The organism is Rufibacter tibetensis (assembly GCF_001310085.1).
Classification (GTDB): domain Bacteria; phylum Bacteroidota; class Bacteroidia; order Cytophagales; family Hymenobacteraceae; genus Nibribacter; species Nibribacter tibetensis.
On the sequence record NZ_CP012643.1, the window covers coordinates 284269 to 300683 of the forward strand.

At 48.1% G+C, this 16415-nt stretch carries 10 protein-coding genes; 2 read left to right on the forward strand and 8 right to left on the reverse strand.

What is annotated here, in order from left to right:
- Positions 1-15: 15 nt before the first annotated feature.
- The 5 genes from DC20_RS01085 to DC20_RS01105 all read right to left on the reverse strand — a co-directional run bounded on the left by DC20_RS01085 (position 16) and on the right by DC20_RS01105 (position 6315).
- Positions 16-1320: a rhamnogalacturonan acetylesterase gene (locus DC20_RS01085; RefSeq protein ID WP_062542140.1), complete on the reverse strand. Its 1305-nt coding sequence runs from the start codon at positions 1318-1320 to the stop codon at positions 16-18.
- A gap of 127 nt (positions 1321-1447) precedes the next feature.
- Positions 1448-2596 (reverse strand): glycoside hydrolase family 88/105 protein, encoded by a 1149-nt coding sequence (locus DC20_RS01090; protein WP_062542141.1) that lies wholly within the window; start codon positions 2594-2596, stop codon positions 1448-1450.
- Positions 2597-2777: 181 nt separating this feature from the next.
- Positions 2778-3620 (reverse strand): rhamnogalacturonan acetylesterase, encoded by an 843-nt coding sequence (locus DC20_RS01095; RefSeq protein ID WP_083470200.1) that lies wholly within the window; start codon positions 3618-3620, stop codon positions 2778-2780.
- Between the two features lie 53 nt (positions 3621-3673).
- On the reverse strand, positions 3674-4459 hold the full coding sequence (locus tag DC20_RS01100; RefSeq protein ID WP_083470201.1) for a rhamnogalacturonan acetylesterase: 786 nt from the start codon (positions 4457-4459) through the stop codon (positions 3674-3676).
- Between the two features lie 2 nt (positions 4460-4461).
- On the reverse strand, positions 4462-6315 hold the full coding sequence (locus tag DC20_RS01105; RefSeq protein WP_062542143.1) for a rhamnogalacturonan lyase: 1854 nt from the start codon (positions 6313-6315) through the stop codon (positions 4462-4464).
- Between the two features lie 503 nt (positions 6316-6818).
- On the opposite strand from DC20_RS01105, the gene DC20_RS01110 reads away from it, so the two are divergent.
- Both DC20_RS01110 and DC20_RS01115 read left to right on the forward strand, forming a co-directional pair.
- Entirely contained in the window at positions 6819-8108 is a 1290-nt protein-coding gene (locus tag DC20_RS01110; protein ID WP_062542144.1) for a DUF4861 domain-containing protein, read from the forward strand.
- A 256-nt stretch (positions 8109-8364) separates the two neighbouring features.
- Positions 8365-9777, forward strand: a complete 1413-nt coding sequence (locus tag DC20_RS01115; protein WP_083470202.1) for a glycoside hydrolase family 88/105 protein — start codon at positions 8365-8367, stop codon at positions 9775-9777.
- Positions 9778-10250: 473 nt separating this feature from the next.
- Here DC20_RS01115 and DC20_RS01120 read toward each other — a convergent pair whose 3' ends face one another.
- From DC20_RS01120 to DC20_RS01130, 3 genes are read right to left on the reverse strand one after another with little or no spacing between them, the layout of a single operon-like run.
- Positions 10251-11609 (reverse strand): TolB-like translocation protein, encoded by a 1359-nt coding sequence (locus DC20_RS01120; protein WP_083470203.1) that lies wholly within the window; start codon positions 11607-11609, stop codon positions 10251-10253.
- Positions 11610-11643: 34 nt separating this feature from the next.
- Entirely contained in the window at positions 11644-13164 is a 1521-nt protein-coding gene (locus tag DC20_RS01125) for a RagB/SusD family nutrient uptake outer membrane protein (RefSeq protein ID WP_071885348.1), read from the reverse strand.
- Between the two features lie 28 nt (positions 13165-13192).
- Entirely contained in the window at positions 13193-16219 is a 3027-nt protein-coding gene (locus DC20_RS01130) for a SusC/RagA family TonB-linked outer membrane protein (protein ID WP_071885349.1), read from the reverse strand.
- Positions 16220-16415: the final 196 nt, after the last annotated feature.

The window sequence follows — 16415 nt, forward strand, 5'->3', positions numbered from 1 at the left end:
GGAATGAATCTGCTCTTAGTTTCCATCTGGTTTCACCATACTGGAGGCTGGACTGGGTGGCCAGTTGAAGCTCTGGAAAGCATCTGGCTTTTTGGGATCAAAGGCGGGCATCTCCACCATGTAATCAGCCAGTTTTAGTTTGTTGGCTTTGATTCCCTCGGCTACAATCTTGGCAATCTGGTAAGCGCCGTACGTATTGAAATGTGTGTTATCGTTCAGGTTCAGCTCCGGGTAGATCACGAACGCTTTCTTAGATCCTTCCTCGCCAAGCGCCTCGTACATGGCAGTGGTCTGAGTTGTAAGGTCAATAAGAGGCACATTCTCTTCTAGAGCTACCTTCTTGGCCGCGTCTGGGTAATCGCCGTGCGAGTTGGTCATAACTCCCTCTTTAAAGGACCTACGTGCCGTAGGTGTGAGGATGACCAGCTGCGCACCCTTCTGCTTTACTTCTTTGGCAAACACCCGCAGCCGCTCTGAATATGATTTGTACGGGCCATCATTCGGGCCTTTTTCCTTTTCGTCGTTATGCCCGAACTCCACGAATACATAGTCACCCGGTTTGATCACGCTCAGGATTTTATCCAGCCGCCTGCTGCCAATAAAGCTGCCCAAAGACAAGCCAGACTCGGCGTGGTTCGCAATGGCTACGCCGGGTTTGAAGAAACGCGGAATCATCTGTCCCCAGGAAGCCCAAGGCTCTTCGTTCTGGTTCACCACTGTGGAATTACCGGCCAAGAAGACGGTAATCTGGTCTTCTACTTTGGTGATCTCAATGGCATTCAAGGCGGGCTGTAGGCCAAACTCCAGGGTGAGTTTGTTGTCCCAATCCAGTTTAGTCAATTCCCGTGGTTTCAGCCCCACCGTTCTGGACGCGTCTATCTTGCGGTCCTTGATATTGACGATAAACGTTTTGGTCACGAACTCACCCGTCTTGGTTTGGATGTTCTCTAGCATCAGGCGCCGTGATTCTGCCTTTACAGTAGTGGCGGTTTTTGATATCTTGTCGCCCAGCGTGACGGTCACCTTGTAATTGCCTTCTGGCACATCTACTGAAAAGTAAAAAGGCTTCTCACTTGTCACGAAGTCGCTTTTCAGCAGATCTTTCCCTCCCCTGTTCACGTCAGTGACCGGCGTAGCAGGATCAAACCCGTACCCTTTTTCTTCTGAATAGATATTCTTGGCGGTGACCCCCGTGTAGCCCTTGGCAACTTTCCCGCTACCAAAATCAAACTTGAACGAAGTCTTTTGAGCAGAAGCAGCAGTGCTACCGAAGACCAGAAGTGCTAAACAAAGCCCGTGCAGGCTAATACCTTTTAACATGCTAATTGGAGTTGAATCAAACCTGATTTGGAAGCATCCTACAGAGCGAGATACCTGTAAGTAAAGGATATGTATAAAGAGAACCACTTTTGATAAGTGGTTCTCTGGTTCTCTTTCAAAGCAAAGCTTATTTCATTTTCATTATCTCGGTGCCGGCCAGCAGGAAGCAGCCCAGACCATAATCCTCGAAATCTGGTTTGCTGGTGTAGCTTACCGGCTGACTATCTTTTGGTTCTTTGCCCGTGCCTTGCAGGTAGCCCAGGAAACCGTTTGGATGCACCGCTTCTTTGGTCATGGCGTTCCAGGCCTTGGCGATAATGGGGGTATATACTTTCTTATCCAAGAGGCCATTGTTCACGCCCCAGGCCATGCCATAGGTAAACAAGGCGGTGCCGGAGGTTTCTTTCCCGCCGAAATGATTCGGGTCATGTAAGCTCACGTTCCAGAAGCCATCTTCCCGCTGAAGCGGTACAAGGGCCTTCATCATTTCCAGGTACGTTTTCTGATACTCCTGGTAGTTGGGGTGGTCTTTCGGCAACATGCTCATCACCCGTACCAGCGCACCTACTACCCAGCCATTTCCTCTGGACCAGTAGATATCTTTCCCGTTTGGCGATTTCATCGGCGGCACAAAATCTTTATCTCTCCACCATAGGCCGTGTTCCTGATTGTATAGCCCCCCGCCAATCTGGTTTTTAGTAGCCAGATACATTTCGTGCATCTTTTTGTAGTAGCTGTCGGCACTTTCCGGGTAAACCTGTGCTAACTGGGTGTACAAGGGCATCGCCATCATAAGGGCGTCAATCCAATCCCAGTCATCTACTTTCGTGCTGTTCACCATGTTGTCCATGGAGGCTTTGATAGAACGAATGCGCTCTGGCTTCGGATCTATTTTATACAGGTCAATGTACGTCTGACCGGCGGTCTGGTAGTCCGCATGGCGTATATGGTCACCACCTGTCAGGCCCCATTTGTGTTTCTGGCCCCAATCTACTGCATAATCATAATAGCGCTGCTGCGGGTCTGTGCGATACAGTTCCATGAGGCCAATGTAGTAGATCCCACGAGTCCAGATATTGCTGGGACGGGTTTTATTAGTGACAATTTCTTTCCCCGGATCGGGCCACTTCTGCATGAAGTAGTCGTTGGTGAGCCGAAGGGTTTTCAGGATCTTTTTCTTGGAAGGTAACTTTTCAGGTTTGGCCTGCGCCACACTAAATATGAGGATGAAACTGAACAGGCAGAAGCTTCTCAGTAAGATAATTCTGTTTGTCATTTTAAGGCTGTTTTATAAAAATTGCTTGTAAACGTTTGTAGTTGGTGAATACCAAGTAGTAGTGCCGCTATTAAATTAAATCAAGATTCTATAAACTTCACAAAGACTGAAAGCTTACTTTAAAGCTGTTTTGGCAAAATAAGCTTTCAAACAAGCTTTTTACCACTATAGCTTTTCTTGCTTAAAGACCAGCTGTTCTGGAAGATTTCAGGAGATACTTATTCAGCTCCAGTTTCTTATTCTTCCTGATGCCTTCCACTACTACTTCGGCGTTCACTCTGGCGCCTTCTTCAATGGTGTGGGTGTGGTCTTTGGTGTTAAAATAAGTACTCCGTACCTTCTCCTCTCCTTCTTTTTCATAGCGGTCGGCAATAAGTTGGTTCAGGTCAATGAAAGGCGCGTTCTTCTGGGCTGCGGCCTCAGAAGCCCACTTTCCGTAATCCAGGGCATTGCGGTTAGCTTTACCATCTTTCCAGGTATTTCTGGGCACCGGAGACAACACAATGGCCGTGGCTCCTTTGGCCTGAATTTCAGAGATGAACTGGCGGAGGTACCAACCGTAGGAATGCACCACCTCGTGTTTTTTGGTAATGAGGTTGTCTATCTCCTGGGTTTCTTCGCTGTTGTTTTTGATGGTTCCGCGGGCGCGGAGCGTATCATTTACAGGACTGCTGTCATTGTGCCCGAACTGGATCATCACAAAGTCTCCCGCTTTCACCTTTGGCAGTACTTTGTCCCAGTGGCCCTGGGTACGGAAAGTGCGGCTGCTAGTGCCTCCCAGGGCATGGTTCTCTACCTTTATTCTGGTGGTGTCAAAATGCTGCCCCAGAAAGCTGCCCCAGCCCCACAAGCCCCCGCCACCGTCACCTCTGCCGTTCTTCACGGTAGAATCCCCTATCAAAAACAGGGTGGGCTTTTGCCCGTTGTTTTTCATAACCGCGCAGGAAACAGAAAACAGCAGACCTAAAAATAGCAGGCAAAGAACTGGACTTCTTTTAATCAGGTGGTGTGGCATTGTAGGCATTTTGATGATGAGTTAATGAAAGCAATAGAGATACGGAATCTTCAGGAAAGACCTTAAGATTTCTTTTTCTTCAGATACTTATTCAAAGGATGTTTCTTGTTCATTTTCAGGCCTTCCACCACAGAGGCAGCGTTGATGCGGGCTCCTTCTGGGTTGGTGTGCGTATGATCCGTAGGGAACAAGGTCTTTACCTGCTCAGGGCCCATCTTCTCATATTTCTGAGCCGTAATTTCATTCAGGTCTATGAACAGGATGTTCTCTGCCTGGGCAGTTTCTTTAGCCCATTTCCCGAAATCTTTGTTAGCGCGAGGCACCTTGGCGTCTTTCCATTGGTTTCTCGGGATCATGGAAGCAATAATAGGTGTAGCGCCCTTTTCTTTGGCTTCCCGCACAAATTTGCGCAGGTACCAGCCGTAAGTCTGCACTACTTCCTTTTCGCCGTCTTTCCAGGTAAGTTCTTTGGTTTCGTCACCGGTTCCTCTTAAAACGCCCCGGTAACCGGCTTTGCTGGTGTCTGGCACGCTGCCTTCGTTATGGCCAAACTGCATGATCACGAAATCGCCGGGCTTTAGGGTAGACATCACTTTGTCCCAACGCTTCTCTTTAATAAACGTGCGGGTACTGCGGCCAGCCATGGCCTGGTTGCTAACCGATATTTTAGTGGTGTCAAATAGTTCAGCGATGTACGTACCCCAGCCGCCATACCCCTCATTGGTGTTGCGCACGGTAGAATCCCCGATGATGTACAGCGTAGGTTTAGTCTTTTGCGTGAAGCTGGCCAGAAAGCCTCCTGCCAGTACAAAAAGTAAGAGGGCCGTCAGTAAGTTCTTTTGCTGCATGGTTAGTTTTTTGCTCTTTTAGAAGTAATGATTTTAATGGGAGTCCGTTTGAAGAATTTCATACCCTCTCCCAAATGAAAGCTCGGGTGCGGCGGTTGGTTATAGGCTACGTTCTGCCAGGCAATGGCCATGCGGTACTGCGGATCATGCATGAGCGTAGGCAACCGGTGTGCAGTGGGAATGGTGGTAGTGAAGATGCGCAGTTCCTGGTTATCAGTAGTCCGGAAAATTACTTCTTCCCGCCAGTCGCCTAAAATATCAGCACTCAAGGCGGGGGTAGACTTGGTCCCGTTGTTAGAGGAACAGCCCTCGGCGGTAAGCAGGCGATCGCCTCTGTATTTGTCAATGTGGTTGCCATCCAGGAGCTCGCGGGTAAGGTCTCCGTCCCACCAGATCACGAAGTTCGTAGAACGCGGGCTCTCCCCTATTTTCTCGCCTTTCAGGTTCAGCAAGCCGTTGGAACCGGAGAACCACATCTCGGCGCCGGGGTTAGCAGGGTCAATATCGGCGGCTACGCCTCTGCCCACATCCTGCCCTTCCAAACCTTTCCATAAGATCTCTCCGGTTTTTGCGTCATATAGCGCGGCACCTGGCCCCGAAGTACTGTGTTCGTTTTCATGGATTCCAAATACTTCCAGCCCTGGGCGGGAAGTGTCCAAATCAGTCACATGCAAAGCGTCTCCGTGGCGCAGGCCAGTGGTGAACAGTCCTTTGCCGTTGTCATCTACCACCATAGACCCGTAAATGACCTCATCTTTGCCGTCCTGATCTACATCGGCGATACTGAGCCCATGGTTGCCCATGCCAGAATAAGGGTTCTTTCCGTTTTCTGAGTCAAAAACCCACCGCGAGGTAAGCTTGCCGTTTCGGTAATCCCAAGCGGCAATCACGCTGCGGCCATAATACCCCCTGCACATAAGTACGCTGGGCAATTGACCGTCCAGGTACGCGGCGCCGGCCACAAACCGGTCAGCCCGGTTACCGTTGTTGTCATTTTCGCCATTGCCGCCCACGCCGCCCCAGCCACCTAAATCGCCACGGCCCGGCAGGTAATCCGTCGTGGCCAAGGCCGCTCCGGTTTGGCCGTTGAAAACGGTAAAGAACTCAGGCCCTTGCAATATTTTCCCGTTGGCATCGCGCCAGTCTTTGGTTTTGTCACCGATAACATTTCCAAGTCCATCAATGGTACCATCCGCGGTTTTGCAGGCGAACTCTGCTTTGCCGTCACCGTCCATGTCCACGATGATAAACTGGGTGTAATGGGCGCCTTCCCTGATGTTTTTGCCCAAGTTGATAGTCCAGAGCAGGGTGCCGTCTAGTTTATAGGCTTGAAAAATGGGCTCATCCGTGAATCCTCTGGAGGGTGTATCCCGACCTTGTCCTGCCTGGTGTAAGATGATCTCGTACGCTCCATCACCATCCAGGTCACCTACCGAGGCATCATTGGGTGTATAACCTTTAGGCGTTTTTAATGGGATGGAAAGGAAATTCTGTGCCCACACCTTGACCGATTCAGAAGCGGCTTGTTCTTTTCCGTTCAGGACCGGTTTTACAAAATAAGTATTCGGCTGGGACTGGTTTGCAGAAGCATCCAGGTGATTGGTGCTTTGGGTAATAGGCTGCTTGTTCAGCTTCACCGCTTTGTTTTTGCCGGTGGCTCGGTAAAGATTGAAAGCGATGTTGTCTGGCTCGTTGCCCAACATCCGCCAGCTCACATACACGCCTTCGCTGCCTTTGGCCACCGCTACGATGCCCCTGTTCAGGTATTCCATTTGCCTTTGCGCCAGCGCCTGCCCTCCGCCTAATAAGATGGTGCAGAGAAGGAACGCTTTGCTGAAAAGGGTAAATGGTTTCATTGTTTTTGTTTTAAAAGTCTTTGCTCAGGGAAGCTGTTTTAAGGCTGAATAACAAAAAGCAGTCCATAAATACTGTTGTTCTCCAAGACTGCCTGTTTGTTAAAAGCAGCGGAGTTTGAGAACACTGGTGAAACGTAGTCATAAAACTTAGCCAACACGAACTCCTACCCCATAACTCAATCACTCGAAAAGTAATCACTTTGTCTTCCCCTTCTATCCTGCACTATCCTGCAAGCCTTATAGGTCAGTCAATTTCCCCCTTAAGCAGGGCACGGCAGGATGGGCGGTTTGCCTTACCATGATACCTTTAGGTAAGAAGGTTGTCGTATAAATGATCTTTACACGTCAGGTCGTATTTAGAAGAGACTAGTTTTATCCATTTCACCAGTGGATACTTGCTCATTTCAGATGCAACTGGTTTCTTCGTGCTTCGCCTATCGTTTTTAACCTGCTTTCAGTAAACAAGGCTGAAAACTACATTTCTTTAAACATACCTTTTGGCAATGGATAGAAAACTCCTCCTACTTTCCTTTTTCGCTTTCAGTAGTTCGCTGGTGTCCTGTGTTTCTACCCAGCAGCAGATCGAGCTCACCAATAAGTCTTCTGTTGCGTTAACAGAAAAGGCCATTTCCATTAAGCGGGACAAGTTGAAAAGTCCGCCTGCTACCGGTGCTTTTCCGGTTTTGCTTACCCAGAACGGCGACACAGTGACAACTCAGATAGATGATCTGAACGGAGACAAAAACTGGGAAGAGCTGTTCTTCGTCACCAATCTTCCTGCCAACGGCAAACAAACGCTCAAGCTCACCTGGGTTGACACCAAGCCAACCTATGTGGCCCGTACCAATGTGCGGTTTGGCAAGCGTACGTCTGCCACCACGCCTGTTCTACCTAAAACCAGCGACACCACCTACGCGAACCAATTGCCTAAAAGCCCCGGTTACGGGTACCAACCCTACCAGACCGATGGTCCTTCCTGGGAAAACGACAAGGTAGGTTTCCGGCATTACTTTGACGGCCGCAACGCCAAGGACCTGTTCGGGAAGCGGGTGTCGTACATGGCTCCTGAGACAGTGGGCATCAGCACCTTTGGGGCCGTGGAAGACAATTACCACGTAATGGCCGATTGGGGCCGGGATATTATGGCCGTGGGTAACTCGGCCGGCATTGGCGGTTTGGCGCTTATGATCAAGGATAGCCTCTACCGCCTGGGTGTAACGGTAAATGACTCTGTAAACAACGTGCAAAGCACCAGCTTCAACATTCTCACCGAAGGGCCGGTACGATCTGTGATGCACTTGAAATACAACAACTGGAAGCCCGATGGCACCACCCGCTCTTACACAGTTGAAGAGAATCCTGCCATCTGGCCCGGCATGTATGCCTACCAGAACACCGCCCGAATTTTGGGCTTAAAAGGCGATGAACACTTACTCATCGGGATGAACAACCTGGATAGAACCGATCCGGTTAAGGAAATTAACGTGGATGACAAATGGGTGGTGTTACTGACGCATGACCGTGAAACCTACAATAAAGATTGGATTCTCGGGCTTGCGCTTATCTTGCCCAAAGACACCTACCAGGGCCATATAGAGGCACCTACCTCTGGTCGTTTGGCTCAAGGGTATTTCGCTAAAATGAAAGTGCGGGATAACCAGCCCGTGACCTACTACGCCGTGGGCGGATGGGAGTTGAGCAATGAGGCTTTCAAGAATTCTGCTTCCTTCCAGAAGTATGTAGAGGACCTCACCCGCCAACTCACTGCTGTAGTTGAAGTTCAGGTAAAATAACCCAGCTAATCCTATTGAAAGGGAGAGTCTTTGCTTATTGGCAGAGTTCCTCCCTTTTTTGTTCTTTTTCACCTCTTACTTCCAAGGAATAATCCGATAAAGTCTGCTTTTCTGGTGACTACAACCGGACAGTACAGGATAGCTAATTCTAAACTTGTTTCTACTTTGAAGACAAAACTCCCCCTCTGATGAAGAACAGGAAGCAACTGGCTTCTGTGGAGGAGAAAAAAGGAAGAAATTAAACAATAGAGATACAATGAGATCAGAAGCAATAAATATAGCTACTACCCAAACGCCTTCCTGGCTTAGCTTGGGAGCAAAAAAAGCATTCCTTGTCCTGGCACTGGCTGGTACCTGGCAGGCGACAAATGCGCAGACCACACCCAAGAAAGTGTCTGACGTGACCACGCCGCTGCATGCCATGCAGCCTGATTACCCCACTCCGTATGGCACCACCAAAGTAGAGGATGTGACCAAAGTTTTGAACCGGGTCCACTCCTACTTAGATGCCGCTACCCCGGCCCGGGTAGTAGACAAAAAAACAGGCAAGCAAGTGACTGACATGAAAAAGCTCAACGAGAACTCTGCCATTGAACAAGGTGATTTCCGGTTGACCAGCTATGAATGGGGCGTTACGTACGCGGGCATGTTGCTGGCCGGTGAAGCCACGGGTGATCAGCGCTTCACCAATTACACCACTCAACGGCTGAGCTTTTTAGCAGACTTGGCTCCTTACTACCGCAAAGAGCTACAGAAAAATCCCAAGTTAGAGACCCCAATGAGGCAGGTGTTGATGCCTCATGCGCTGGATGATGCCGGCGCTGTGGCCGCCGCCATGATCAAGGTGACCCGTGCTAATCTGGTTAAATCAGACCTGCGTCCACTCATCAACAACTATCTTGATTACATCAGCAACAAAGAATTCCGTTTGCCGGACGGCACCTTAGCCCGTAACCGGCCATTGCCAAATACCATTTGGTTAGATGACTTGTTTATGAGCGTGCCCGCTCTGGCACAGATGGGAAAACTCACCGGCGAGCAACGCTACTATGATGATGCCGTGAAGCAGGTGGTGCAGTTCTCTGAGCGCATGTTCAACAAAGAGAAAGGCCTTTACATGCACGGCTGGGTGCAAGGCATGGACCCACACCCGCAATTCCACTGGGCCCGGGCCAACGGCTGGGCAGTGATGACGCTGGTTGAATTGTTAGACGTGCTGCCCCAGAACCATCCGGGTTACCAAAAGGTAGTGGATCAATTACGTGCGCATGTAAAAGGATTGGCGGCTTACCAAGCCGGCGAAGGCTTCTGGCATCAGCTTATTGATCGTAACAACTCTTATTTAGAAACATCCGCCACGGCTATCTATACCTACTCCATTGCCCGCGCCATTAACAGAGGCTGGATTGACAAGCAAGCCTATGGCCCTATGGTACTACTAGCCTGGAATGCCGTAGCCACTAAGGTAAACGACAAAGGTCAGGTGGAAGGAACTTGCGTAGGCACTGGCATGGCTTTTGACCCGGCATTCTACTTCTACCGCCCTATCAACGTCTATGCGGCGCACGGTTACGGCCCTGTGTTACTAGCCGGCGCCGAAATCATCAACTTACTCAAAGGCAATAAATACGAGATCAATGATAGCGCTGTGATGTTTTCCTCAAAGTAAGGAGGCTTCTAAGTGCAGTATTAGACCTTTTTTTCTAGTAGAGCCTTTAGGTAAGTAAGTATGGAGGTGATTGGTTTTTTTGATTAGTTTTTAGAAAACTGACCTAAAACGCCAAGGCTTATACCAGTCAATGAAAATAGTTAAATGATTGTTCCAACAGCCTAGGATATCCAAAGCAGTATAAACAAAGAACCAGTTTTGAAACTCGGAAAGATGAGCTTTAAAACTGGTTCTTCGTTTATACACCCTTCAAGCCTTGTTCCATCTGAGTGTATTTGCATCAACATAAGTAATCACTTTATTCCGAAAAACACCTAAAAAATAGAAAGAGACATTATAAATAGCAATCCTTATAGTACATCAAAACGCCGGGTAAAACTAAATATAGAACTTAGTCTTACCCGGCGTTTCAGTTACGTTTTTAGAAAAGAGGCTTCAAAGCACCTGTGTAGAAGCCTCTGAGTAGATCAAGATTATAGCCCTTGTGGATGCATGGGCACCATCATGATGTCACTGTCTGTGAGCATGCTGGAATTAAATAGAACCCATTTCCCATCAGGGCTAATGGATTGGTGCGCATGCGCCTGGGGTGAGAACGGGCTTTTGGTGTTGGGCCTGTGACCAGTGGTCAGTAAGGTGGCGTCACCCTTGTCAATGTTCAACCGGTAGATGTTGCCGTCAAAAGAATCACCAATTGCCCATTTCAGGTCTTTTGTTCCTGCAGCGTGCCAGTACCCTCCTAATTCTTTGGCTTGCCCCAGCATTTTAGATTCATTGGTGCGGATGTTGTGCAGCACAATACCAGTAGGATTCTTTCTTAACCTGTCAAGATGACCCATCACGTTGAAAAGAATGTGATCGGGTCCGGCAAACACTTCATGCGTCACCCACTCATCTGCCTTTTCTTTGTAAACCGCCCTGTTGTTCACCTTGCCGTTCTTATCAACACTCAGTACCCACATGCGCTGCGGAGAATCACCGCCGGTTTCCCAGCAGTACATCATCTCGCCAGATACATAGGGATTCGCTTGGAAGTGGCCGGTCCTGAAAGGCACCTCTACCAGTTTAGTTGTTTTTTTGGTGTCCAGGTCAATGCTGTGGATGGCCGAACCATCTGCCCCAACCCGGGTAGAGAAGAAGATTCGTTTGTCATTGATGTCCAAACACGTTCCGCCCGGTTTCAGGTCACTGGGAATAGTGGCCACCAGCTTCTCATAATTGGCGGGTGCTTTCACTTTTCCAGCTTCGCTGTCCTTGAGCAGTTGTTCCAGGTTTACCTCTATCACCTGATTGTCTTTGATGCGGTAGGCAATGTTTCTATGATGCCCAAGAAGCATATCTCCTGCTCCAGTTCCGGTAGTTACCTGAACAATCTCGTGGGTATCCATGGAGAGAGCGTAGTACTGCCTTTCTTTTCTTGGCGGAGCATTCTTGTCTGCAAATGTGACATTGCCGCCAGCTGCCGTATTCCGATTTGAGGTAAAAACAATGTACTTCCCGTCTGCCGTCCAGTTAGGGTGATCCTGGTAAATTTTGGAACTGCTGTGGCGGGAAGTAGTAAGAGCTGTGATCTTCACGCCGGTGACAGGGTCCACAATGGTCGCACTTTCTGAAGGAAAGCGTTGCCCAAAAATATCAGTGCCTGCCATATCAAAGGTTTTGTCCACGTGGGCTCTGTCTGAATAATCTACGCCTCCAATGGTTTGGGCATGCGAAGAAACAGAGAGCCCTGTGGTACACAGAGCTGCCAACAGAAAACTTACACTTAGTTTTGCCGGTGCATGCAGCCTGTTACCTGTTTTATTATTTGTGTCATTAAAGCTTTTTTGCATGGGGAATATCGTTCAGGTTAGAAAATGGGGAGGTTTAATAACCTGGGTTTTGGGTCAGGTTAGGATTAGCTTGTAGTTCTGTAGCAGGCACAGGGAACAGCTCTCTGAATTTTGGAGAGTCAGCTGTTCTGAACCTCCAGTCCCAGGTTAGGAATGTGCCAAAACGAATCATGTCTCTTCTCCGGCTTCCTTCCCAGATCAACTCCCGACCTCTCTCCTCCAGAATGTCATTGAGCGTAATGGAGGTAAGGGCAGACGCATTGCTTCTCCTCCTCACCTCGTTCACCAAACGTAGTGCTTCGGTAGTAGAGCCACCAGATCTAAGTAAAGCTTCTGCTTTGGTTAACAGTATTTCTGCATACCTAATCAAGGCAACATCATTGTTTCCAGACTGACCCACCCAAGCCGGATCTGGTTGCCACTTCACCAATCTGTAGCCTTCGTTTTCGGCAGAATTGGTGATGTTCTGATGAGGTACTAATACCAACTGTCCAGAACCAGTGTTTCTAGGCAGGGGACCACCGCTGGCATTTGTCTGGGGACCCAAGAGGAACATACTTTTACGCACATCCTGATTTTCGTAACGGTCATAGGCAAGCTCAATGACGGTAAAACCATTTTGAGGCGTAAAAGGCAGATTGTATTTGAATCTATGAGAGTCATGGGTTCCCCTTAGCACAAAGTTGTTTGAACCTGCGTTATTTCCCGGATCTACTGTAATGGCATAGATAAATTCTGGAGAGGTATGGTTACTGGCCACAAAATTGTCTAAATAATTCGGAGTCAAGGTGTAAGCACCGGAATTAATCACCATGTCAGTGGCTGTAATTGCCTCTTGATAATAGCTTTTACCGGTATAAACCTGTCCATTCAGGTATGTGATGGCTAAGATTGAGTAAGCTGCTTCTTTAGACATCCTGCCATAGTAGCTGGTCCTGTTTACCGATTTTATGGAAGGTAATTTGGGGATGGCTGTATTTAACTCACTTACTACAAACTCGAAAACCTCTGCTCTGGAGTTGGTTTTAGGAAGATTCTGCGGATCAATGCGTGCTTGGGTTACAATGGGTACATTCCCAAACAAATCCATGGCATAAAGGTAAGCATATGCCCGTACCGCTCTCATTTCTGCTATCTCTTCTTCTAAACCTTCACGGGGAGAGTTCTCCAAGCTTTCCAGCACGGCGTTGGCTCTTCCTATTACTGAAAACGCTTCTCTCCAGGCACTCAGGATTCGGTTATTTTGCGGTGTCCAGGTGTGATTGGCAAGTTCAAGCCATACCCCTCCATCAAACCATCTTCCATCTGATCTGGAAGGGATTAAGAATTCATCTGTTCCTAAGTGCATTACCCGCCACCCGTTACCTCCATTTCCGGCAAACGACATAGCACTGTATACCCCTGCTAAGGCAGATAATACTTCCGCATCGGTTTGGTAAAAATTAGCTGGTGATAAACGGCCATACAACTCCTCATCCAGGTTGGTGCAACTCCCACAGAAGGCCATTATCAAACCCAGAATGACACACTTCTTTTTTGATATATACTTTTTCATCTCACAAGTCTTTATGATTTAAGGCTACTTAAAAAGTGATGCTGGCTCCTAACATGTAAGTTCTAGCTCTAGGATAGGTCATGTAGTCAATTCCTCTGGGGGATTCACCAATGCCACTGATGCTGGAAATCACTTCAGGATCTAACCCTGTATAGTCAGTGATCAGGAAGAGATTTTGTCCGGTTACATACACGCGGGCATTTTTAAGGACAGGGAATCTAGAAATATTAAAGTTGTAGCCCAGGGTTAAGTTATCTAACCTAATAAAGGAGCCATCTTCAATCCATCTGGAAGAATACCTTACTGCTGCCGTATTCCCTAAACCATCATTAAGAGCTCCCTTCAGAATGTTCTGGCCTGGAAGAATATTTTTCCGCTGTAAATCAAGGGCAGTATTGTTCAGCACATCATTGCCTTGTGACCCTCTCAACATAAAGGACAGATCAAACCGTTTGTAGTTGAAGGTATTGGTGATGCCGAAAGTGAAGTCAGGCTGGGTGTTACCAATGATTTCAACATCCTCTGTTTGGTTAAATCTGCCGTTTCCATTCACATCTGCATACTGCTCAATGCCATTCTCAGTCCCAATGTATCTTAGCCCGTAAAAATTACCCAAAGGCTGACCAGGTATAATGGCTTGGCTGTTTATCCCGGTAAATCCAAATCCAGATAACTCATAGTTCTGAAGAATTTTGGTACTCCATTGGTCATTTGAAAGGCTAATCACTTTGTTGCGGTTCCTGCTCCAGTTAAGATCTACCTTCCATTGGAAATCTGCTTTATCAAAAACATAGCCTCCTAAGGCAAGCTCTACCCCTTTATTTTCTACTTCCCCCACGTTCGCTAACTGAGTAGTCACGACAGAAGGAGACGGTATGTTGAAGCTCAGTAAAAGATCTGTGGTGTTTTTATGATAATAGTCAAGGGAACCATACACCCGGCCTTTAAAGAGTTGGAAGTCTGTTCCTATGTTAAACTGAGCGGTCTCTTCCCATTTTAAATCTGGGTTGGCATAGCGTTCCGGCGACACAATAGTAATGGGACTGCCCCCAATGTTATAAGTGGCGGAGGTTGCTCCTAAGGTGGGCAAAGACAATAAGTTTCCAATTTCCTGGTTACCCGTGATGCCGTAGCTTACCCTCAGTTTCAAATCACTCACTAAGTTAGTTTTAGGGAAGAAATCTTCATTAGACACCCGCCAGGCAACTGAACCGGATGGGAACACGCCCCATTTATTGCCAGAACCAAAACGGCTGGATCCATCGCGGCGTACGGTTAAGGTAACCAGGTACCGGTCTAGTAAACTGTAATTCACCCTGCCGTAGAAGGAAATCAATTTGCTGCTTTCTCTATAAGAGGAGGTGGTCAGCCTTTGGCTGGCCGCACCAATGTTGTAGTACTTGAATTCGTCAGAAACAAACCCTTGCACCCGGTTACGGTATCCCTCATCTATGAAATACTGGTAAGAATACCCGCCAACGGCATCAATACGGTTGTTTGCATTGATATCATGTTTGAAGATCAAAGTGGTTTCCAATAGCTTGCTCCAGTGTTCTGAGGCTTGTGTGTTGGCCAAACCTCCTACCCCTTGCCCCAGCGGATTGGCTCTGGGTACATAGGCGTTTCCTTTGATGTTTTCATAGGTGTAGCCCAGGTTCACGTTGACACTCAGCGGTCCCCAGATATTGTAGGTTGTGGAAATATTCCCCAGGTTTCTCCTGGTGGTGCGCATGTCCTCAATCTGCTCAGCGTAAGATACCGGGTTGATGATGAACTGGTTGATTTGAGAATAATTTCCCTTTTCATCATACACCGGATACGTTGGGTTGAACCGAAGCGCATCTTTCAGGATGTTCCCGCCTTCACCGCCTAGCGCACTGGAGATGGGTGCATTGTCTTCTTCCACAACCGCACCACCCAGGTTTAAGTCAATGGACAACTTCTTGTCAAGGGCCTTGTGGTTGATGTTTACTCTACCAGTGTAGTTATCTATGCCCGAAGAGATGATAATCCCTTGCTGAGAGATATATCCTACTGAAGCCCTATAGGAGGTGTTTTCTGTTCCACCGCTCACCGCTAGATTATGGTTCTGTGAATAAGCCGTCCGGAAGATCTGATCCTGCCAATCGGTGCTCGCGCCTTTGTCTGTGAAATTGGTGATGTTGTTGTCCTTCATGAATTGACGGTACTCGTCGGCAGACAAGACATCCAACGTTTTAGCTACCTTGGAAACCCCAGCATAGGTGTCATAGGTAGTGCTCATGGATCCTTGCTTGCCTTTTTTGGTCGTGATGATCACTACCCCGTTCGCGCCTCTGGAACCATAGATGGCCGTGGCGGAGGCATCTTTCAGGATTTCCATAGATTCAATATCAGAGGGGTTGATGGAGTTAAGCGGGTTCACCGGCTCTTGGTTGAAGATCATCATATTGCCCCCGCTACCACCAATATTACTTTGCCGGCTGGCGTTAGATAATTGCAGCGGTACCCCATCTACCACATACAAAGGCTCATTTCCGGCACTAATAGAAGTACCTCCCCTGATCCGGATAGTAGAAGCACCACCAGGTCTTCCGCTGCTTGGAGTAACGTTCACCCCGGCGGCCCTGCCTTGTATTAACTGTTGCGGACTCACCACTACCCCCTTGTTGAAATCTTTTGCTCCTACTGAGGTAATAGCTCCCGTAATGTCACCTCGTTTCTGAGTTCCATATCCTACCACCACAACCTCATCCAGTGCTTTTGTATCTGGGACCAACTGCACGTTCACCACAGATCTGTTATTTACAGCCACTTCCTGGCCCACAAAGCCAATGTAACTGAACACCAACGTACTGTTGGCTGGCGCCTCAATAGAGTAACTTCCATCCACCGAAGTAGCAGAGCCGATTGTAGTGCCTTTCACGACCACACTTACCCCTGGCAACCCCTCCCCGCTTCCGGTCGCCGTCACCTTGCCCGTGACGGGAGACTGGGCAAAAGCAGTTACCTGCACCAGGCAAAGCATAGTCATCAGCAAAATCTTGCCAATGCGATTTGTATAGAGTTTATTCATAATAGTGTAGGTATAAAATGAATGAAGGAAATGCTTGGTGAATCGAAATCTCAGGTAAACTCTGATTCAGGATTTTAATGAATATGAGAGGTGGGACCTTACCACCGGGGTAAGTCTGCATATCTTGAAATTCCTGTTTTGTATCAGAAAAGGGGCCCTGTAAAAGTTAACCAGTCCCTTACTATTCAATCATTCC